The organism is Mycobacterium sp. NGS58, assembly GCF_059812385.1.
On the sequence record NZ_JCALCO010000026.1, the window covers coordinates 1 to 17,656 of the forward strand.

Here is a 17,656-nt window from a genome sequence, read left to right on the forward strand (position 1 = left end):
GACTGCGACGTGGGGAATGCTCCCACGAACCCCAGCGGGTAGACCTGCCACCAGATGGCATGCTGGACCCAGGCGGGTTCGGTCACGGCACTGGTCACGACGGCGCGATCAGCCGACGGCTGCCAGTGTTTGGGCGGTGATGATCGCTTGTGCCACACCGGAAATGATCGCGGCGGCCTTCAACGCCTCCTGGATGGTTTCCCGGCCGACACCGGCTTCGCGCAGCGTGTGCTCGTGAGAGGCCACGCAATCCGGGCATCCGTTGATCGACGACACCGCGAACGACCACAGCTCGAAGTTCGCCTTCTCCACGCCGGGGTTGGCGATGATGTTCATCCGCAACCCCGCGCGCAGATCGTCGTACTTGCCGTCCAGGAAGCCCCGGCCACGGTAGAACACGTTGTTCATGCCCATGATCGATGCGGCTCCCAGCGCCGCGTTGTACGCCTCGGCGGACAGGATGTCGGCCGCCTCGGCCCCAATCTCCGTGAGCACCTGCGTGTTCCGGGTCGCCGCGGCGCTGGCCAGCAGCGTCCCCCACAACTGCTCCGCGTCGAGCTCGGTCGTGCGGGTGATCGAGCCCAGGTTGAGCTTCAGGTCCTTGGCGTACTCCGGCAACGCATCCTTGAGGTTTTCTACGCTCATCTCGCCCTCCTAATCCGACCTTATGCGATCAGGTGAGAATCAGGCCGATTGCTTGAGCAGCTCGGTGGCGTCGAGCGTCGGGTCACCCTTGCGCCAGTTGCATGCGCACAGCTCGTCGGACTGCAGTGCGTCCAGGACCCGCAGCACTTCTTCGACGTTGCGGCCCACGGAACCCGCGGTGACCGAAACGAACTGGATCTCGTTGTTCGGGTCGACGAGGAAGGTCGCCCGGTCCGCCACACCGTCGGCGTTGAGCACACCGGTACCCAGGCTCAGTTCCCGCTTGATGTCCGAAAGCATCGGGAAGGGCAACTTCTTGAGGTCCTCGTGCTGCGCACGCCAGTTGAAGTGCACGAACTCGCTGTCGATCGACACGCCGAGCACCTGCGCGTCGCGGTCTTCGAATTCGTCGTTGAGCTTGCCGAACGCGGCAATCTCGGTCGGGCACACGAAAGTGAAGTCCTTCGGCCAGAAGAACACCACGCGCCACTTGCCCGCGTGGTCCTCGTTGGTGATCGTGGTGAAGTAGTCCTCAGGCTGCTTGGCGTCGACCTTGGACAGATCGCCCGCGATCAATGCAGTCAGCTCGTAGGCGGGGAACTGGTCGCCGATGGTCAGCAGAGGCATATCGCTCCTTGTCTGGATTTAATCAAGATTAGCTTTCCTTCACCATGGTGCCGCGTACCCTAGGTGAAGTAAAGGTGATATTTCCCACTAGAGTTATAGCCATGACCTATAAGAGTTATCAACCCACGATCGCCGGCCTGCGCGCGTTCGTCGCTGTCGCCGAGAAACGGCAATTCAGCAGTGCGGCAGCGGCTCTCGGCCTGAGCCAGTCGACGCTGTCGCAGGCTCTGGCGGCATTGGAAGCCGGGTTGGGCACCCAACTGGTCGAGCGCTCTACCCGGCGGGTGTTCTTGACAACGGAGGGCACCCAGCTGCTGTCGCGTGCCCAGGCCGTCGTGGAGGCGGCGGACGCGTTCAGCGCGGCGGCCGCGGGTTCGTCGGACCCGCTACGGGCCGGCGTGCGGCTGGGATTGATACCCACGGTCGCGCCCTACGTGCTGCCGACAGTGCTGGCCGGCGTTGCCGAGCAGCTGCCGGAGCTGTCGCTGCGGGTGACCGAAGACCAGACCGAACGGCTGTTGGCGGTGTTGCGGGAGGGCGCGTTGGACGCGGCGTTGATCGCCTTGCCCGCCGAGGGCGCCGGCCTCACCGCGATCCCGATCTATGACGAGGATTTCGTGCTCGCCCTACCCCCGGGCCATCCGTTGGCAGGCAAGCGCCGAGTGCCGGCGGCCGCCCTTGCCGACCTGCCGCTGCTGTTGCTCGATGAGGGGCACTGCCTGCGCGACCAAGCCCTCGACGTCTGCACGAAGGCGGGTGTGCGAGCGGAGCTGGCGAATACCCGGGCGGCATCGCTGGCGACTGCGGTGCAATGCGTGACCGGCGGCCTGGGCGTCACGCTCATTCCGCAGAGCGCGGTGCCTGTCGAGGCGTCCCGAAGCCGGCTGGGCCTCGCGCAGTTCACCGCGCCCCGCCCGGGCCGGCGGATCGGTTTGGTTTTCCGGTCGTCGAGCGGGCGCGACGCGTCCTACCGTGAGCTGGCGGGGCTCATCGGCAAATTGGTCAGCGGCCAGCACCAGGTTCGGCTGGTGAAGTAGGCGGCCGCCGGCTGTAAGTTCTGCGTATGGAGAAGGTCATCGCAGTGTTGAGGCGCGCCGAGCCGGATGACGCGTGGTGCGCACGGCAACGCGGCCACGTCGCCGACGCGCTGCTGCAGCTGGGCGTCGCCGGGCTGCAGATGAACGTTCGTGACAGCGCCGTGCGTCACTCGCTGATGACACTGACGACCTTGGATCCGCCAGTGGCCGCGGTGGTGAGCATGTGGACCCAGCAGTGCTACGGCGACCAGACGACCGCGGCACTGAAATTCCTCGCCCAGGAATGCGAGCAGCTGGCCGCCTACCTGGTGACCGAGTCGGTCCCACTGAGCGCCCCGCCCGTCGAACCCGGCACCCGCACACCAGGTCTGGCCAACATCGCCTTGCTGCGCCGGCCTGCCGGCATGGATCAGGCGACCTGGCTGGACCGTTGGCAGCGTGACCACACGGCGGTAGCCATCGAAACGCAGTCGACGTTCGGTTACACCCAGAATTGGGTGGTGCGGGCGCTCACCCCGGACGCACCGGGAATCGCGGGCATCGTCGAGGAGTTGTTCCCGGACGAGGCCATCACCGACCTCAAGGCATTCTTCGGAGCCGCCGACGACGACGACCTACAGGACCGATTGGGCCGAATGGTCGCCAGCACAACCGCATTCGGTGCCAACGAGAACATCGACACCGTGCCGACCAGCCGCTACGTATTCGAGACACCGTTCCGGGATTGAGGACCGCGCATGACAACACTCGACGAGGCCGTCGCGCTGGCCAAGGGAGAAAGCGGTCTGGCGGTGATATCCACCGTTCGCGCCGACGGGACGGTACAGGCTTCGCTGGTCAACGTGGGCCTACTGGCGCACCCTTCGACTGGCGAACAAGTCCTTGGCTTCACCACCTACGGGAAGGTCAAGCTGGCCAACCTGCGCGACAGGCCGCAGCTGGCGGTGACTTTCCGCAACGGATGGCAGTGGGCCACCGTCGAGGGCCGCGCCGAACTGGTCGGCCCCGACGACGATCAGCCCTGGCTCACGGATACGGATCAGCTGCGGTTGCTGCTCCGCGAGGTATTCACCGCCGCGGGCGGCACCCACGACGATTGGGACGAGTACGACCGGGTGATGGCGTCCGAGCGGCGCGCCGTGGTGCTGATCGCCCCAACCCGCGTCTACAGCAACGGCTAGACTCGTTACGCTGCTGGCGTGACGCTGCAGATTGATGACGAAAACCGAGTGCGCACCCTCACGCTGAACCGGCCCGAGGCGCTCAACGCGTTCAATGAGGCCCTCTACGACGCCACGGCCGAGGCGCTGCTGTCCGCCGCCGAGGACCCCGAAGTTGCCGTCGTGCTGCTGACCGGCGCGGGTCGCGGCTTCAGCGCCGGCACCGACCTGGCCGAGATGCAGGCTCGGATCACCGATCCCGGCTTCACCCCGGGTAAGCACGGCTTCATCGGACTGATCAACGCGCTCAGCGCCTTTCCCAAGCCGCTGATCTGCGCGGTGAACGGCGTGGGCGTCGGGATCGGCGCCACCATCCTCGGCTACGCCGATCTCGCGTTCATGTCGTCGACCGCGCGGTTGAAATGCCCGTTCACCAGTCTGGGCGTGGCGCCCGAAGCGGCTTCGTCGTATCTATTGCCCCGGCTGGTGGGCCGGCAGAACGCGGCGTGGCTGTTGATGTCGTCGGAATGGGTCGGCGCCGATGAGGCACTGCGGATGGGGCTCGTCTGGCGCGTCTGCGAACCCGACGAGCTATTGGCGCAGGCCCGTGAGCACGCCGAAATCCTTGCCTCCCGCCCGATTTCGAGCCTGATGGCCGTCAAGCACACGATGATGGAACCGGTCCGCCCGGAGATCGTGGCGGCAACCGCCCGGGAAAATGCGCACTTCGCCGAACTCATGGGTGCGCAAGCCAATGCGGCCGCCCTAACCGACTTCAACAAACGCTGACGCGGTAGCTAAACCGATTGCGCCGCTTGTAAATTGGCAGAATTGGCGAGGATGGCACGCAGGGTGCGCCGGCACCGGCCGCAGTCACCGCCGGCCCCACAGGCTGCGGCGATCTCTTTTGAGGTCGATGCGCCCTGTGCGACGACGTCGCACACGGTCTGGTTGGTCGCCCCAACACAGAGGCACACGTACATCAGCGCACCTCCTGCACGTCCGCATCCCCTTCGTCGTTCGGTCGCCGCTTATTAGTGGAGTCTAACCTAAGTTCGTTAGCCCAGTCTAACCTAACGAAGGGGCGACTTACTTCCGTCGGGCCCTCACTGAGTGCAGCCAAACCTTGCTGGAACATTCCAAGCGGCCGTGGCAAAGTGCTGCTAGAACCCAGGTTTGTGCGCTACAGCCCAGCGCACCCGTCGCGGCAGATACGACAGCCGCTCACACCATAGGAGTGACAATGCAAGGGGATCCGGACGTTTTGCGTCTGCTCAACGAGCAGTTGACCAGCGAGCTCACCGCGATCAACCAATACTTCCTGCACTCCAAGATGCAGGACAACTGGGGTTTCACGGAGTTAGCTGAGCACACCCGGGCCGAGTCCTTCGACGAGATGCGCCACGCCGAGGCGATCACCGACCGCATCCTGTTGCTCGACGGGTTACCGAACTACCAGCGGCTGTTTTCGCTGCGCATCGGCCAGACGCTGCGCGAGCAGTTCGAGGCCGACCTGGCCATCGAATACGAGGTGATGGAGCGGCTCAAGCCGGCGATCATCCTGTGCCGGGAAAAGCAGGACTCCACCACCGCGATCCTTTTCGAGACCATCGTGGCCGACGAGGAAAAGCACATCGACTACCTCGAGACCCAGCTCGAGTTGATGGACAAGCTGGGCGTGGAGCTGTACTCCGCGCAGTGCGTGTCGCGGCCACCCGGCTGACTCTCGGGCGCCGCCCCATGGGGTTTGTGGTTGCCGCCGGTTGACCGTGGGCACTCATTACCATCGAACGCCGTGGGAAGGCAGGCATGACGAGGGCGACACCAGCAGCGGCTCCGGCCGGCCACGCTCCGGATTCGCAACACGGCGATGTCGCGGTCGACGCGCAGCGACGCAATTTCATCTTCGTGGCGATCCTGCTCGGCATGCTCATGGCCGCACTGGACCAGACGATCGTGGCGACCGCGTTGCCGACCATCGTCGCCAATCTCGGTGGCGCAGGCCATCAATCGTGGGTAGTCACCAGCTACCTACTCGCGTCGACCATCATCACCGCCCTCGTCGGCAAGTTCGGTGACATGTTCGGCCGCAAGAGAGTGTTCCAGGCGGCCGTCGTGTTCTTTGTCGCCGGATCCGTGCTGTGCGGGCTTTCGAGTTCGATGGGCATGCTGGTCGCGTCGCGCGCGCTGCAGGGCATCGGCGGCGGCGGGCTCATGGTGACCGCCATGGCCCTGATCGGCGAGGTGATCCCGCTGCGGGACCGCGGCCGCTACCAAGGGGCGATGGGAGCGGTGTTCGGCGTCACCACCGTGATCGGCCCCTTGCTCGGCGGATACTTCACCGACCACTTCACCTGGCGGTGGGCGTTCTGGATCAACGTGCCGATCTCGGTCGTGGTGTTCTTCGTGGCGGCCGCCGCCATCCCCGCGCTGACCGACCGCACCAAACCGGTCGTCGACTACACCGGGATTGGGTTCGTCGGCCTGGGCGCCGCCGGGCTGACACTGGCCACCAGTTGGGGCGGGACCACCTATCCGTGGGGATCGCCCATGATCATCGGCCTGTTCGTCGGCTCGGTGATCGCGTTGTGCGTCTTCGCCTGGGTGGAAAGCCGCGCCGCCGAGCCGATCCTGCCGATCCGCTTGTTCGGGAGCTCGGTGTTCACCGTCTGCTGCGTGCTGTCCTTCGTGGTGGGGTTCGCGATGCTGGGCGCCCTGACATTCCTGCCGACGTACATGCAGTTCGTCGACGGCGTCTCGGCCACCACGTCGGGCCTGCGCACGTTGCCGATGGTTCTCGGGATGCTGACCACCTCGATGGGCAGTGGTGTCATCGTCGGCCGCACGGGCAGATACAAAGTCTTTCCGGTCGCCGGCACCGCCGTCATGGCGGTGGCGTTCTTCCTGATGTCGCGGATGGACCCGTCGACGTCCACTTTCGTCCAGTCGTTGTTCCTCGTCATCCTCGGCGCCGGGATCGGGATGTGCATGCAGACCCTGGTCCTGATCGTGCAGAACACCTCGAGCTTCGACGACCTCGGCGTCGCGACCTCCGGCGTCACCTTCTTCCGGACGATCGGCAGCTCGTTCGGAGCCGCCATCTTCGGCTCGCTGTTCACCAACTTTCTGCACAGCCGGATCGGCCCGGCGATGGCTGCCAGCCGGGCGCCGGCCGCGGCCGCGGCGTCACCGGAGGCGTTGCACCGGCTGCCCCGCCAGGCGGCCGCCCCGATCGTCGCCGCCTACGCCGAGTCGCTCACCCACGTGTTCCTCTGGGCGGTTCCGGTCGCGCTGGCGGGTTTCGTGGTGGCGTTGTTCCTGCGGCAGGTCCCGCTCCGGGAATTCCACGACAGCACAGTCGATCTCGGCGACGCGTTCGGGATGCCGACCAGCGAGACACCGGACCAGATGCTGGAGAACGCGATCGCACGGATGATGCGCGGCGTCCCTGGCATGCGGTTGCGCAGCATCGCGATGCGACCCGATTGCCGACTCGACGTCGCGGGGCTGTGGGGAGTCCTGCGGATCAATCGCTACACGCAGATGTACGGCACCGCCCGGGTCACCGACATGGCCGACTATCTACGGGTACCGTTCGAGGTTCTCGAACCCACCTTCGCGCGCTTGGTGTCCGGGGGTTACGCGCAGCGCGACGGCGAGCAGATCTGGCTCACGCCGGCCGGGGGACAACAAGTGGCCTACGTGCACTCGCTGCTGTTGGCCTGGCTGGTCGACAAGCTCGCCCGGTCGCCAAGCTTCCAGGGCCGCCCGGACCGCCGCGCCGTGGAAGCGGCGCTGGAACGCGTCGCGCATCGCGTTCTGGCGCAACGCGATTGGCAGGATGAGCAACCGACGGTGGCTATCCCGTCGGCCGCTCGCTGACCAGCGTCCGAACCCATTCGCCGCCGTGCCCGGCCCAGGTCCCGACGCGGGCGTACCATCACGCCATGAGCCGAATCGGAACATTTGCTGACGACGACCTGGCCGGCTGGTTTGCGAAGTCTCCGGACATCGGCGGCGCGCTCGGCGGCTTCAGTCAGGCGGTCTACACCAAGAACCGGCTGCCGTTGCGCACCCGCGAACTCGCCCGCGCCGTGATCGCCCACCGCAACGAATGTGTCGTCTGTGTCAACACCCGCGACGAGGACGGACCCGCCGCAGGCGTCGACGAGGAGCTGTACGACCACGTTCACGAGTGGCGCACCTGGCCCGGCTACAGCGAACAGGAGCGGCTGGCGGCCGAATTCGCCGACCGCTTCGCCACCGACCACACCGCCCTGCGCGACGACGAGGATTTCTGGAGCCGCTGCGCCGAACACTTCTCCGACGAATTGCTGGCCGACCTGGCCCTGTCCTGTGCGCTATGGGTGGGCATGGGGCGAGTGCTGCGGACCCTCGACATCGGCCAGGCCTGCAAGCTCACCATCCCCAGCCGCGCATAGTCACCTACATTCGCGGGCACAAACGGCCCCACCGCCGCGTTGCGCTACGTACACAACGACGGGCATGGAGGGTGAAGCCGTGAAGATTCGGTTTGGCGTCGGACTCGGCGCGGACACCGCCCCGGATCAGCTGCACGCCATCGTCGATCACCTCGAGGCCGGCGGGGTGGACTCGCTGTGGTTTTCCGAGTTGGTCTACTCCCCGGCGGTCGATCCGGTGGTCGGCATGGCGTACGCACTCGCGCGGACGACCCGGTTGAAGGTGGGCACGTCGGTGGCCGTGCTGCCGGGGCGGCATCCTGTGCTGGTGGCAAAGCAGTTGGCATCCCTGGCGGCCGTCGCGCCGAAGCGGGTGCTGCCCGTCTTCGGTCTGCGCTCGGCCATACCGGCCGAACGCGAGGTCTTCGTGGTCCCCGACGGCGAGCGCGCGGCGGTGTTCGACGAGTCGCTGCGGCTGCTGCGTGCGGCGCTGGTCGAGGAGTCGGCGACGTTCACCGGCCGGTATTTCAGCGTCACCGATGTGGCCGTCGCCCCGAAACCGACACCGCCACTGGATATCTGGGTCGGCGGTTCGGCACCGGCGGCGTTCCGGCGCATCGGCGCGCTGGGCGACGGCTGGCTTGGCAGCTTCCTCACCCCGGCGGAGGCGCGGGCCGCGCGCGAGGCGATCGAGCGGGCGGCCGCGCAAGCCGGGCGCAGCATCGAGCCCGACCACTTCGGCATCTCATTAGCCGTCGCAGACGACGGGGAACTGCCCGCGGAAATGGCCGCGGCGGTACGCCGGCGCCGCCCGGATCGTGACCCCGGCGAATTGATCGCCGCCGGCTGGGATCGGCTGCACCGGCAACTCGACGCCTACATCGAGGCGGGGCTGACGAAATTCGTCATCCGGCCGGTGGGCACAGCGCCGGTGGACGGCTTCCTCGATCGGTTCGTCACCGAACTCGTCAGCCGGCAGAACTGAGCGATACCGCGGGCGCCGTTTGCCGTATCCGAGCGGTTCGGGGTTGGGAGAATGGCTGCCATGACCGGCCCACCGCTTGCCGCCGCGGCCATTGCCCAGCTCGAGGCCGAGGGCGTTGACACGGTCATCGGCACCGTGGTGAACCCGGCCGGGCTGACCTTGGCCAAGACCGTTCCGATCCGGCGTACGAACACGTTCGCGGATCCCGGGCTGGGGGCCAGCCCGTCGTGGCACGCGTTCGCCATCGATCAGACCGGCATCGCCTTCACCGCCGAGGTGGGCGTGGTGGGGGATCAGCGTCTTCGTATCGACCTGTCCGCCTTGCGCATCGTCGGTGACGGGCTGGCCTGGGCGCCCGCCGCATTTTTCGAACAGGACGGCACACCGGTTCCCGCCTGTAGCCGAGGAACGTTGCGGCGGATCGAGGCCGCGCTCACCGAGGCCGGCATCGAGGCCGTGATCGGGCACGAAATCGAGTTCCTCCTGGTCGGCCCGGACGGCGACCGGCTGCCCTCGACCTTGTGGGCGCAATACGGCCTGGCCGGCGTGCTCGAGCACGAGGCGTTCGTCCGGGACGTGATCGGATCGGCGCTGGCGGCCGGCATTTCGATCGAACAGTTTCACCCGGAGTACGGCGCGAACCAGTTCGAGATTTCGCTGTCACCGCAGCCACCGGTTGCCGCCGCCGATCAGCTGATACTGATGCGACTCATCATCGCCCGCGCCGCCCGCCGGCACGGACTGCGCATCAGCCTGTCGCCCGCACCCTTCGCCGATGGCGTCGGATCCGGTGCACACCAACATTTTTCACTGGCGGTGCCGGAAGGCCCGTTGTTCTCCGACGGCCCCGAATCGCGGGGCATGACGGCGACGGGGGAGAGCGCGATAGCGGGCGTCGTCCGCGGCCTGCCCGATGCCCAGGGCGTGCTGTGCGGGTCGATCGTCTCCGGCTTGCGGATGCGGCCCGGCAACTGGGCCGGCGCCTATGCATGCTGGGGCACCGAAAATCGAGAGGCTGCAGTGCGATTCGTCACCGGCGGACCCGGCAATCCGCGCGGCGGCAACGTCGAGGTGAAAATCGTCGACCCATCGGCGAACCCGTACCTGGCATCGGCGGCCATCCTCGGCTTGGCCCTCGACGGAATCAAGTGCCAGTTGGCGCTTCCGCCCGAGATCACCATCGACCCGTCCCATCTGTCCGATTCCGACCGTGAGCGCGACGGCATCGCGCCCCTGACCGATTCGCAGGCCGAGGCGATCGCGAAACTTGATGGCTCGGAAGCGATGCGACGCATCCTGGGTGATCCGGCGGTCGACATGGTCGTCGCGGTGCGACACCTCGAGCAGGAACGCTACGGCGACCTGGCGCCCGAGCAGCTCGCGGACAAGTTTCGCATGGCCTGGAGCATGTGACGGCGCCGGCTATGGTCTCCCACGCTCTGACCGAACACATCGACGAAGTGGCGCTGATCGATCAGCATGTCCACGGCTGCTGGCTGGCGCCGGCGGACCGGCAGCGCTTTGAGAACGCACTCAACGAGGCCGACACCGAGCCCATCCGGTACTCGGGTTTCGACTCACAACTCGGGTTCGCGGTGCGAGCTCATTGCGCCCCTGTTCTCGGACTGCCCAAACACAGCGATCCGCAGTCATATTGGGAGCGTCGGAGCCAGTTCAGCGAGGAGGAATTGGCCCGCCTGTTCCTAACGGTCGCCGGTGTAAGCGACTGGCTGGTGGACACCGGAATCGGAAGCGGTGGACTCGCCGGCGTGGCCGACATGGCCGGGCTGTCCGGCACGCGTGCGCGTGAGATCGTTCGCCTCGAGGAGGTAGCCGAGCAGGCGGCGCAGGCGCCCGGTGATTATGCGACAGCCTTCGAGGAGATCCTGCGCCGGCGTGCGGCAGGCGCGATCGGCACCAAATCGATTCTGGCCTACCGTGGCGGATTCGCCGGCGATCTCAGCGAGCCGTCAACGACCCAGGTCGCCGAGGCGGCCGGCCGGTGGCGCGAGCTCGGTGGTACCCGGTTGCAGGATCGGGTCTTGCTTCGATTCGGCTTGCACCAGGCGCTGCGGCTGGGCAAGCCGCTGCAGTTCCACGTCGGGTTCGGCGACCGTGATTGTGACCTACTCAAGGCGAATCCGCTTCTCCTGGTTGACTTTCTGCGACAGGCGGCAGACGTCCCGATCGTGCTGCTGCACTGCTATCCCTACGAGCGTGAGGCGGGCTATCTAACGCAGGCGTTCCATAACGTCTTTCTCGACGGCGGGCTGAGCGTGAACCACCTGGGCGCGCGGGCGCCGGCCTTCCTCGCGCGACTGCTGGAGATGGCCCCCTTTTCCAAGATCCTCTACTCCTCGGACGGTTTTGGGCCTGCGGAACTGCATTTTCTCGGTGCGGTCTTGTGGCGCAGGGGTATTGCTCGCGTGCTGGGCGAATTTGTGGATCGCGGCGACTGGAGCGAGGCCGACGCCGTCCGGGTGGTCGATCTCATCGCCCATGAGAACGCCAGGCGCGTCTACCGCGTTTGACCCCCCGTGACGCCGGGGTATACCCCCGGACATGGCGACCGCGAAGGGCGTCTTGGGCTGGGCCCGCGACAAGGTCGTGTCGTGGGTGCCTAAAGCAGACCTCGACCAGCGGGATCCCGACTACATCCGCGACCAGCTGCCGGGTACCTGGCTGCTGGCGTCGCTGTACTTCAGGGCCGATGTGCGAAGCCTGGACCGCATTCCAGCCGAGGGACCGGTGCTGCTGGTGGGCAACCACAGTGGCGGCAACGTGCCGCCCGACACATTTGTGTTCACGCTCGCGTTCTGCTCCTATTTCGGGGTCGAGCGGCCGTTCTACCAGCTGGCGCACGACCTCGTCGTCTCCGCACCTCCGCTCGGGTCGTTACGCAAGTTCGGCACGGTCGCGGCCAACCCCGAAAACGCCCGCCTCGCACTGGAATCCGGGGCGGCCCTGCTGGTCTATCCCGGCGGCGACTACGAGGTGTTCCGGCCCTCGTGGGAACGCCACAAGGTCGACTTCGGTGGGCGCATGGGCTACGTGAAGCTGGCGCGCGAGGCCGGGGTGCCGATCGTCCCCGTCGCCAGCATCGGCGGGCAGGAAAGCGCGCTCTTCCTCAACCGCGGGCAGTGGCTGGCGAAGCTGCTGATGGCTGACAAGTTGCTGCGACTCAAGAGCATCCCGATATCGCTGGCGCTGCCGTGGGGCCTCAACATCAGCGACCTGGCCGGCCATATTCCGCTGCCGACGAAGATTGTCATCGAAGTGCAGGAGCCGATCGAGGTTGACGGGGATGACCAGGCCGTGCACGACAAGGTGATGGCCAGCCTCCAGGGTGGGGTCGATCGCCTGGCCGCCGAACGTCGATTCCCGGTGATCGGCTGATGCGCGTCGAACGCCGCTGCGTCATCAACGCGGACCGCGACGCGGTCTGGAAAATCGTCAGCGACCCGGATTGCTACCCGTCGTTCATGGCGAACCTGGAACGGTGGGAGTCGTCGAACGAGATCCCCTCCGGCGTCGGCGCGCGCTACACCGTGCATTGGAAGATCGGCTCGGTGCCGGTGGGCGGCTTGATCGAGGTTGTCGAGTTCGACGACGGCCGAGACCTGGCGTTCGTGGGCATCACCGGCATCACGCTGCGCGGGCGGATCCGGCTTCGTGATGCCAGCGAGGGCAAAACGAGAGTGACATTTCGACTGTCCTACCAGGCACCCGGCGGGTTGCTCGGCTACATCGCCGACCGCATCGCCGTGCGCCAGGTCGGGCGCACGCTGTCCGAAACCCTGAAAAGCCTCAAACGGATGGCCGAGTCGTAGTCACGGGGATGCGGTGGGCCTCGGTCGTCAGACCAACGCCGAAGCGTCGAACACCCAGCTGGTGTCGCCCGTCGCCAATTTCTCGAAGTGGTTTGGGGGAGCGAAGGCGACCAGACTGTTGAAGTCCCAATAGTCTTTCCAGACGGTAACTTTGCCGTCGACGACTTTGTGGACCGTCACGAATCGCAGCACGCCCTGCTCACCCGTGGCGAATGTCCATGTCTCGGAGTGCTCGTAGAGCACGTCGGAGCCGTTGGACACCAGCACCCCGGCGTGGTTCTCGTAACCGGCCAACTCCTCGAGCCCCATCTTGAGACGTTTGACGATGTCCTCAGGACCACGGGCCGCCAGAGCGGGGACCGGCATGTCGACATAGAGGCAGTCGTCGGACAGAAAGGTTTTGATCGCCTCCCAATCCCGCCGCGAAAGGGCCTGCCACAACCCACGCACGACATCCTCGACCGCGATCATAGATACCTCTGTCATAGCGGCAAATAAACTCTGTCGCCGCGCCGGTGTCAACCGGTCACCCACGTGGGTTCACCCGTCGCGAAACGTCAACCATCCACCTCGGCCATCGAACGGGCGGGCCCCAGGTTTACGGGCAACGACGACCATCCCCGCAACACCCGGGTTTCTCGCCTGCTTCCGGCGCCCGCCGCGCGCACGTCGGGGAAGCGGTCGAAAAATGTCCGCAATCCCACTTCCCCCTCGGCACGGGCAAGGGCCGCACCCAGGCAGAAGTGCCGGCCACCCGAGAAGGCGAGATGCCTTCCGGCGTTTTCCCTTTCGATGTCGAAGCGATGCGGGTCGGGAAATACGCCCGGATCTCGGTTGGCGGCGGCCAGGTACACCAGCACCAGGTCACCACGCTGCAATCGCCGGCCGGCTATCTCGACGTCATTCAGTGCGATCCGCGCGGTCAGCTGCACCGGCGATTCCAGCCGCAGGATCTCCTCGACGGCGTTGGGCCACAGCTCGGGGCGCCGTCTCAGGGATTCGAGGTGTTGGGGCGCGTCCAACAGCATGCGAATGCCGTTGCCGAGCAGATTCACCGTGGTTTCGAAACCGGCGGCCAACACCAGTCCGGCGATCGCCTGCAGCTCTTTTTCGTTGAGATAGGTTTCGGCAGAGCCGCTTTCGGCGGTCTGAATCAGCTGGCTCATCAAATTGTCACTGGGTTCCAGGCGCAACTGCCGCAAATGCTCGTCGAGCCAGGAACTGAAGCCGGCAATCCCCTCCTGCACGCTGCGGTACTGCCGCCAAGGCAATCCGATGTCGAGGCTCGGCGCGGCCAATTCACCGAATTCCAGTACGCGCGCTCGCTCCGCCTCGGGCACACCGAGGATCTCGCTGATGATCGAGACCGGAAGTTGCGAGCAGTACCGCCCGACGATGTCCACCACACCGGACTCGCCGGCCAATCGATCCAACAACTCTGCGGCGGTCTGTTCCACGCGATCTCGCAGCGCGGCAACCGCCCTCGGGGTGAACACCGCCGACACCGTCTTGCGGTATCGGGTGTGGTCGGGCGGCTCGACGGCCAGCAGCGAGGGTGCACGCAGCGGATGTAGGAGGTCATCCCGGGTGCGACGTTCCAGCCACCGCAACGGCGCCGGCAGATTCGATCCGAAGATCAGCACCCGGAAGTCGTCGGACCGTAACAGCTCGTGAGCGATTGCGTGGTCGGCCGTCAGGTAGGCGACGCGACCCTTCACCAGCTTGCCCCGGGCGCGGACTTCGTCGTAGTACCGCACGGGGTCGGCGGCGACCGCCGGATCGGCGATCAGCCTGGCCTGGACGTCGCCTCGGCGAGCTCCGAGCGATGCGGCGCCGCGGATGAAGCCGTGCATCGCGAACCAGTGCACGCGTTCCCTCACTGGCCCTCCCTCGCTCGGGTGTGGTTTCCCAGCCTAGGCCCAGGCCGCCGCGACAGTCAGCACTGCGCGACGAGTTTGAAGTCGGTGGTCACGACTTTGTTGGGGTTGCTGCTGTTGATGCCATACGCGCTACCCGCGATCGTGTACGCGTCGTTGACGAGATCAACGTGCGCGTCTCCCACGCCTCCTTGCCAGAAGCTGCCGGTGAAGCCGTCGACGTTGCGAATCTTCACCCACTGCGGCATCGCCCGGTAACCGCTGAGCAGTACCACTGCTTCGACCCCGCCATCATGGTCGGGGATGTCAATGGTCCGATACATCTGGTCTTGCCGGCATGCCGGGGGACGCGTCGTGTGGGTCGCGCCGTCGATGGTCAGGCGGGCGGCCCGGAGAGGAGTCGTCTGCGACGAGCCGCACCCGGCGGTGCCGACAACGACAGCCACCAAAACCAAAGCGACTGTCAGCAACCGATTCTGCATCAGCCGACCTCCTTACTGTCGCTCTGTCGCTTCGGCGCGAGCGCCGGTAGGGACTTGACGATGCTACGTCGCACGAATTCCGGACTCAGCCCTTTGAACAAGTCAATCAGGCGAATGCTCTTCGGCACATACCAGTGCAACCGCGTTTGATTGTGATAGGCCTGCCACGCCGTCTCGGCCACGCTGCTCGCCGGCATCAACCGGAACATGCCCTTCTTGGGCGCGGTGGCCCGCAGCTGCTCAGCCGTCATGGGAGCGCCGCCGTCGTCGGAGTGGTTGGTCGTCGTCGTGAGGATGGCGGTGTCGATCAGACCGGGCAGCACGTCTGCGACGCGCACCCCGTGTCGCTGCCACTCCACACTCAGCGCCTCGGTCAGACCCTTGACCGCGTGCTTGGTGGACGAGTAGACCGCCAGGCGGGGCATGCCATAGGTGCCCGAGGACGACGACGTCGAGAACATCAGGCTGCCGGGCGTCTTCTTGAGGTACGGAAGTGAGGCGTACGCCCCGGTCAGTACCGCTTTGAAGTTGATGTCGACGACGCGCATCGCAGCGTCATAGGGCACGTCTTCGAACCAGCCGGATTCGCCGATCCCGGCGTTGTTCCACATCATGTCGAGTCCGCCACCGCTGTTGCGGGCGCAGAAATCGGTCAGAGCGCCATCGAAGGCCGCCTTGTCGGTGACGTCGACGGCGCGGGTCCACAGTCGATTGCCACCGAGTTCTTCGTTCAGCGTCGCCAGGCCGGCATCGTTGCGGTCAACGGCGCCAACCCGCCAACCCTTGCCGTGGAACAGCTTCGCGCCCTCGCGGCCCATGCCGCTGCCCGCACCGGTGATGAAGACCGATTTCACGAGCGTCAGCCCGCCTCGACCACGTCTTTGATGCGGTTGAGCGTCTTGGTCATGTCGCGGATGTTGCGGCGCTTGCGCAGGAACCCGCCGAACAACCAGTACACGCCCAGCCATGGCGCCGGGTTGAGCCGGAACGACTCGGTCACGTCGGTCCCGCTACCGCTGGGCGCCAGGCGGTAATGCCAGTTGTTGACCGCCCGGTCACCGAGGAGCACCGCAAAGCCGAATTCGCGCCCCGGTTCACAAGCGGTGACCTTGCATGTCGTCCAGTAGACCGGCCCCATTTCGTTGCGCTTGACGTGACCGCGGAATTTCGCACCGAGGGCCGGGCCGGTCGAATCGCCCAGCCACTCGGCCTCGAATACTTCCGGGGAGAATTTCCCGGTGTTGCGGACGTCCGCGATGAGATCCCAGATCTTGGCCGCAGGCGCCGCCATGTGCACAGTCGCCGAACCTTCCATGGGCTGATCCAAACACAGCCTGGCGCTGGGTGATAGACCGCGGGCGCGTTTCGTCAGCGCGGGACCGTCGCCTGGATCAGTCCGTTGATGATCTGCTTGATGCCCTGGGCGGGGTGCGAGTACCAGCCGATCGGCAGGCCCGAGTTGGCGCCGCACTTCGGCCAGGGCTCCACGCCTTCTTCGGCGAAAACCCGGTTGGCCACAGCGATTTGCTGCTCCCTGGATGCGGTCGCGGGATTGCCGACGCCACCGTATTGAGCCCAGGTGCCCGGTTTGAATTGCAGTCCACCGTATTCGCCGTTGCCGGTGTTGGCGTGCCAGTTGCCACCCGACTCGCACTGCGCGATCGCGTCCCAGTTGGGGGTCGGGGCCGCGTTCGCCACACCTGAGGACGAGGTCATCGACGCTGCAACGAACCCGCCGGCCATTACGGCCTTAACGAGAGGCTTGCAGAGATTTCTCATGCCCAGGATTTCGGCCCGTGTGGCCAAAGCGTTACCTATTCGAAAATGGCGCGAGATCTGCCATCTATCTGCGGAAATCGCCATTTCGGCGGGTTGAATGGCACCGTTAGAAATTGGTGAGGAAAAATTAAACCATTACTGGCAATAAGACCGCGTCGCAGATGAGAGGGCCTGCCGGTAGAGGTCGTCGAGCGCACGGCCTTGGACGACACTGCCCCTGGCGGCGTCGAGCTGTGCGGCACACTCCGGCGAGTGCAGCAGATCCCAGTTGTCCAGAATCTGGGTCAGCATCGTCTGGTTGAGGGTGTCGATCGTTGATCGCGACGCCGACAGCTCCGGCGAATCAGCCGGAGCGGCTGCCGGATTCAGCTTCCAATTCGCGAACCGGCTGTATTCGATGGCCTCGGTGGCGTTGATCTGGTCGCCGAAGACCCGGGTGACGTAGTCGCGGTCGACCCGTCGGACGACGGCGTCGTCGCCCAGCTTCGCCAGCTCTTGCTGAACGCGGGCCGGGTCCTCAACGGCGCCATGGATTCTCCATTTATATGCAGCGACGGGCTCCGCAACTCCCAGCCGTTGCGCGGCGGCGTCGACCAACGCGGATAACGGGCTTGTGGAGTCAGCCCGAGCCGGCGCCACAAGCAACGCCAGGCTGCCGACCACGACACCACAACGCGCGACCAACGGCGGACGGGGCGGGGGGACCCTGCGGCGCATGACGACGATTCTGACGCGTCTGTGGCCTCGCGGCGGCCAAGACGCCCCCATGAGATGTCGCCACAGCGGCCATCGTCGCCAACCGAGCCGCTCGCG

22 protein-coding genes are annotated in these 17,656 nt (G+C 66.0%); 12 read left to right on the forward strand and 10 right to left on the reverse strand.

Annotated elements, in window-relative coordinates; all coding sequences use genetic code 11:
* Positions 1-108: 108 nt before the first annotated feature.
* Positions 109-645: an alkyl hydroperoxide reductase gene (locus AC5Y4H_RS21410; protein WP_499984775.1), complete on the reverse strand. Its 537-nt coding sequence runs from the start codon at positions 643-645 to the stop codon at positions 109-111.
* A gap of 39 nt (positions 646-684) precedes the next feature.
* Positions 685-1,272, reverse strand: coding sequence for a peroxiredoxin (locus AC5Y4H_RS21415; RefSeq protein WP_499984777.1), 588 nt, complete (start codon positions 1,270-1,272; stop codon positions 685-687).
* A 101-nt stretch (positions 1,273-1,373) separates the two neighbouring features.
* Between AC5Y4H_RS21415 and AC5Y4H_RS21420 the strand changes: the two genes are divergently transcribed.
* Genes AC5Y4H_RS21420 through AC5Y4H_RS21435 form a run of 4 tightly spaced genes read left to right on the forward strand, consistent with a single transcriptional unit; the run spans position 1,374 to position 4,258 of the window.
* Complete coding sequence (locus AC5Y4H_RS21420; RefSeq protein WP_499984780.1) at positions 1,374-2,309, forward strand: hydrogen peroxide-inducible genes activator; 936 nt, start codon at positions 1,374-1,376, stop codon at positions 2,307-2,309.
* Between the two features lie 26 nt (positions 2,310-2,335).
* The gene (locus tag AC5Y4H_RS21425) at positions 2,336-3,037 is read left to right on the forward strand and encodes an EthD domain-containing protein (protein ID WP_499984782.1); all 702 of its coding nucleotides are present in this window, start codon (positions 2,336-2,338) and stop codon (positions 3,035-3,037) included.
* A 9-nt stretch (positions 3,038-3,046) separates the two neighbouring features.
* Positions 3,047-3,490, forward strand: coding sequence for a PPOX class F420-dependent oxidoreductase (locus AC5Y4H_RS21430; RefSeq protein WP_499984784.1), 444 nt, complete (start codon positions 3,047-3,049; stop codon positions 3,488-3,490).
* A gap of 18 nt (positions 3,491-3,508) precedes the next feature.
* The gene (locus AC5Y4H_RS21435; RefSeq protein WP_499984785.1) at positions 3,509-4,258 is read left to right on the forward strand and encodes an enoyl-CoA hydratase/isomerase family protein; all 750 of its coding nucleotides are present in this window, start codon (positions 3,509-3,511) and stop codon (positions 4,256-4,258) included.
* A gap of 8 nt (positions 4,259-4,266) precedes the next feature.
* Here AC5Y4H_RS21435 and AC5Y4H_RS21440 read toward each other — a convergent pair whose 3' ends face one another.
* Positions 4,267-4,452 (reverse strand): (2Fe-2S)-binding protein, encoded by a 186-nt coding sequence (locus AC5Y4H_RS21440; protein WP_499984787.1) that lies wholly within the window; start codon positions 4,450-4,452, stop codon positions 4,267-4,269.
* A 260-nt stretch (positions 4,453-4,712) separates the two neighbouring features.
* Between AC5Y4H_RS21440 and bfr the strand changes: the two genes are divergently transcribed.
* The 8 genes from bfr (at position 4,713) to AC5Y4H_RS21480 (ending at position 12,705) form a co-directional block, all read left to right on the forward strand.
* On the forward strand, positions 4,713-5,192 hold the full coding sequence (gene bfr / locus AC5Y4H_RS21445; protein WP_499984789.1) for a bacterioferritin: 480 nt from the start codon (positions 4,713-4,715) through the stop codon (positions 5,190-5,192).
* An 86-nt stretch (positions 5,193-5,278) separates the two neighbouring features.
* Positions 5,279-7,351, forward strand: a complete 2,073-nt coding sequence (locus tag AC5Y4H_RS21450; protein ID WP_499984792.1) for a DHA2 family efflux MFS transporter permease subunit — start codon at positions 5,279-5,281, stop codon at positions 7,349-7,351.
* 65 nt (positions 7,352-7,416) lie between these two features.
* Positions 7,417-7,911 carry a carboxymuconolactone decarboxylase family protein gene (locus AC5Y4H_RS21455; RefSeq protein WP_499984794.1) on the forward strand — a complete coding sequence of 165 codons (495 nt, stop codon included), beginning with the start codon at positions 7,417-7,419 and terminating at the stop codon, positions 7,909-7,911.
* Positions 7,912-7,990: 79 nt separating this feature from the next.
* Positions 7,991-8,875 (forward strand): TIGR03854 family LLM class F420-dependent oxidoreductase, encoded by an 885-nt coding sequence (locus AC5Y4H_RS21460; RefSeq protein ID WP_499984796.1) that lies wholly within the window; start codon positions 7,991-7,993, stop codon positions 8,873-8,875.
* A gap of 60 nt (positions 8,876-8,935) precedes the next feature.
* Positions 8,936-10,288 (forward strand): type I glutamate--ammonia ligase, encoded by a 1,353-nt coding sequence (locus AC5Y4H_RS21465; RefSeq protein WP_499984798.1) that lies wholly within the window; start codon positions 8,936-8,938, stop codon positions 10,286-10,288.
* A gap of 11 nt (positions 10,289-10,299) precedes the next feature.
* Positions 10,300-11,406, forward strand: a complete 1,107-nt coding sequence (locus AC5Y4H_RS21470) for an amidohydrolase family protein (protein ID WP_499984803.1) — start codon at positions 10,300-10,302, stop codon at positions 11,404-11,406.
* A 31-nt stretch (positions 11,407-11,437) separates the two neighbouring features.
* Entirely contained in the window at positions 11,438-12,271 is an 834-nt protein-coding gene (locus tag AC5Y4H_RS21475) for a lysophospholipid acyltransferase family protein (protein WP_499984807.1), read from the forward strand.
* A complete protein-coding gene (locus tag AC5Y4H_RS21480) occupies positions 12,271-12,705 on the forward strand; it encodes an SRPBCC family protein (RefSeq protein WP_499984809.1) in 435 nt (144 codons plus the stop codon). Before AC5Y4H_RS21475 ends, AC5Y4H_RS21480 begins: the two co-directional genes overlap by 1 nt.
* 27 nt (positions 12,706-12,732) lie before the next feature.
* Here the strand turns inward: AC5Y4H_RS21480 and AC5Y4H_RS21485 are convergent, their stop codons facing one another.
* The 7 genes from AC5Y4H_RS21485 to AC5Y4H_RS21515 all read right to left on the reverse strand — a co-directional run bounded on the left by AC5Y4H_RS21485 (position 12,733) and on the right by AC5Y4H_RS21515 (position 17,560).
* Positions 12,733-13,176 carry a nuclear transport factor 2 family protein gene (locus AC5Y4H_RS21485; RefSeq protein WP_499984967.1) on the reverse strand — a complete coding sequence of 148 codons (444 nt, stop codon included), beginning with the start codon at positions 13,174-13,176 and terminating at the stop codon, positions 12,733-12,735.
* Positions 13,177-13,262: 86 nt separating this feature from the next.
* A complete protein-coding gene (locus AC5Y4H_RS21490) occupies positions 13,263-14,558 on the reverse strand; it encodes a cytochrome P450 (RefSeq protein WP_499984968.1) in 1,296 nt (431 codons plus the stop codon).
* Between the two features lie 83 nt (positions 14,559-14,641).
* On the reverse strand, positions 14,642-15,064 hold the full coding sequence (locus tag AC5Y4H_RS21495) for a lipoprotein LpqH (RefSeq protein ID WP_499984811.1): 423 nt from the start codon (positions 15,062-15,064) through the stop codon (positions 14,642-14,644).
* Positions 15,064-15,918, reverse strand: coding sequence for an SDR family oxidoreductase (locus AC5Y4H_RS21500; protein ID WP_499984812.1), 855 nt, complete (start codon positions 15,916-15,918; stop codon positions 15,064-15,066). The genes AC5Y4H_RS21495 and AC5Y4H_RS21500 overlap by 1 nt, the downstream gene beginning before the upstream one ends.
* Before the next feature lie 5 nt (positions 15,919-15,923).
* Complete coding sequence (locus tag AC5Y4H_RS21505) at positions 15,924-16,397, reverse strand: SRPBCC family protein (protein WP_499916790.1); 474 nt, start codon at positions 16,395-16,397, stop codon at positions 15,924-15,926.
* A 35-nt stretch (positions 16,398-16,432) separates the two neighbouring features.
* Positions 16,433-16,843: a resuscitation-promoting factor RpfC gene (gene rpfC / locus AC5Y4H_RS21510; protein WP_499984814.1), complete on the reverse strand. Its 411-nt coding sequence runs from the start codon at positions 16,841-16,843 to the stop codon at positions 16,433-16,435.
* 135 nt (positions 16,844-16,978) lie between these two features.
* The gene (locus AC5Y4H_RS21515; protein ID WP_499984816.1) at positions 16,979-17,560 is read right to left on the reverse strand and encodes a chorismate mutase; all 582 of its coding nucleotides are present in this window, start codon (positions 17,558-17,560) and stop codon (positions 16,979-16,981) included.
* Between the last annotated feature and the right edge of the window lie 96 nt (positions 17,561-17,656).

Excerpts from the sequence above, each read along its gene's own strand:
- AC5Y4H_RS21495 (WP_499984811.1), bottom strand. The coding sequence starts at position 15,064 with ATGCAGAATCGGTTGCTGACAGTCGCTTTGGTTTTGGTGGCTGTCGTT.
- AC5Y4H_RS21425 (WP_499984782.1), top strand. The coding sequence starts at position 2,336 with ATGGAGAAGGTCATCGCAGTGTTGAGGCGCGCCGAGCCGGATGACGCG.
- AC5Y4H_RS21455 (WP_499984794.1), top strand. The coding sequence starts at position 7,417 with ATGAGCCGAATCGGAACATTTGCTGACGACGACCTGGCCGGCTGGTTT.
- AC5Y4H_RS21465 (WP_499984798.1), top strand. The coding sequence starts at position 8,936 with ATGACCGGCCCACCGCTTGCCGCCGCGGCCATTGCCCAGCTCGAGGCC.
- AC5Y4H_RS21485 (WP_499984967.1), bottom strand. The coding sequence starts at position 13,176 with ATGATCGCGGTCGAGGATGTCGTGCGTGGGTTGTGGCAGGCCCTTTCG.
- AC5Y4H_RS21470 (WP_499984803.1), top strand. The coding sequence starts at position 10,300 with ATGGTCTCCCACGCTCTGACCGAACACATCGACGAAGTGGCGCTGATC.
- AC5Y4H_RS21420 (WP_499984780.1), top strand. The coding sequence starts at position 1,374 with ATGACCTATAAGAGTTATCAACCCACGATCGCCGGCCTGCGCGCGTTC.
- AC5Y4H_RS21490 (WP_499984968.1), bottom strand. The coding sequence starts at position 14,558 with ATGCACGGCTTCATCCGCGGCGCCGCATCGCTCGGAGCTCGCCGAGGC.
- bfr (WP_499984789.1), top strand. The coding sequence starts at position 4,713 with ATGCAAGGGGATCCGGACGTTTTGCGTCTGCTCAACGAGCAGTTGACC.
- AC5Y4H_RS21415 (WP_499984777.1), bottom strand. The coding sequence starts at position 1,272 with ATGCCTCTGCTGACCATCGGCGACCAGTTCCCCGCCTACGAGCTGACT.
- rpfC (WP_499984814.1), bottom strand. The coding sequence starts at position 16,843 with ATGAGAAATCTCTGCAAGCCTCTCGTTAAGGCCGTAATGGCCGGCGGG.
- AC5Y4H_RS21440 (WP_499984787.1), bottom strand. The coding sequence starts at position 4,452 with ATGTACGTGTGCCTCTGTGTTGGGGCGACCAACCAGACCGTGTGCGAC.
- AC5Y4H_RS21480 (WP_499984809.1), top strand. The coding sequence starts at position 12,271 with ATGCGCGTCGAACGCCGCTGCGTCATCAACGCGGACCGCGACGCGGTC.
- AC5Y4H_RS21475 (WP_499984807.1), top strand. The coding sequence starts at position 11,438 with ATGGCGACCGCGAAGGGCGTCTTGGGCTGGGCCCGCGACAAGGTCGTG.
- AC5Y4H_RS21450 (WP_499984792.1), top strand. The coding sequence starts at position 5,279 with ATGACGAGGGCGACACCAGCAGCGGCTCCGGCCGGCCACGCTCCGGAT.
- AC5Y4H_RS21430 (WP_499984784.1), top strand. The coding sequence starts at position 3,047 with ATGACAACACTCGACGAGGCCGTCGCGCTGGCCAAGGGAGAAAGCGGT.
- AC5Y4H_RS21410 (WP_499984775.1), bottom strand. The coding sequence starts at position 645 with ATGAGCGTAGAAAACCTCAAGGATGCGTTGCCGGAGTACGCCAAGGAC.
- AC5Y4H_RS21515 (WP_499984816.1), bottom strand. The coding sequence starts at position 17,560 with ATGCGCCGCAGGGTCCCCCCGCCCCGTCCGCCGTTGGTCGCGCGTTGT.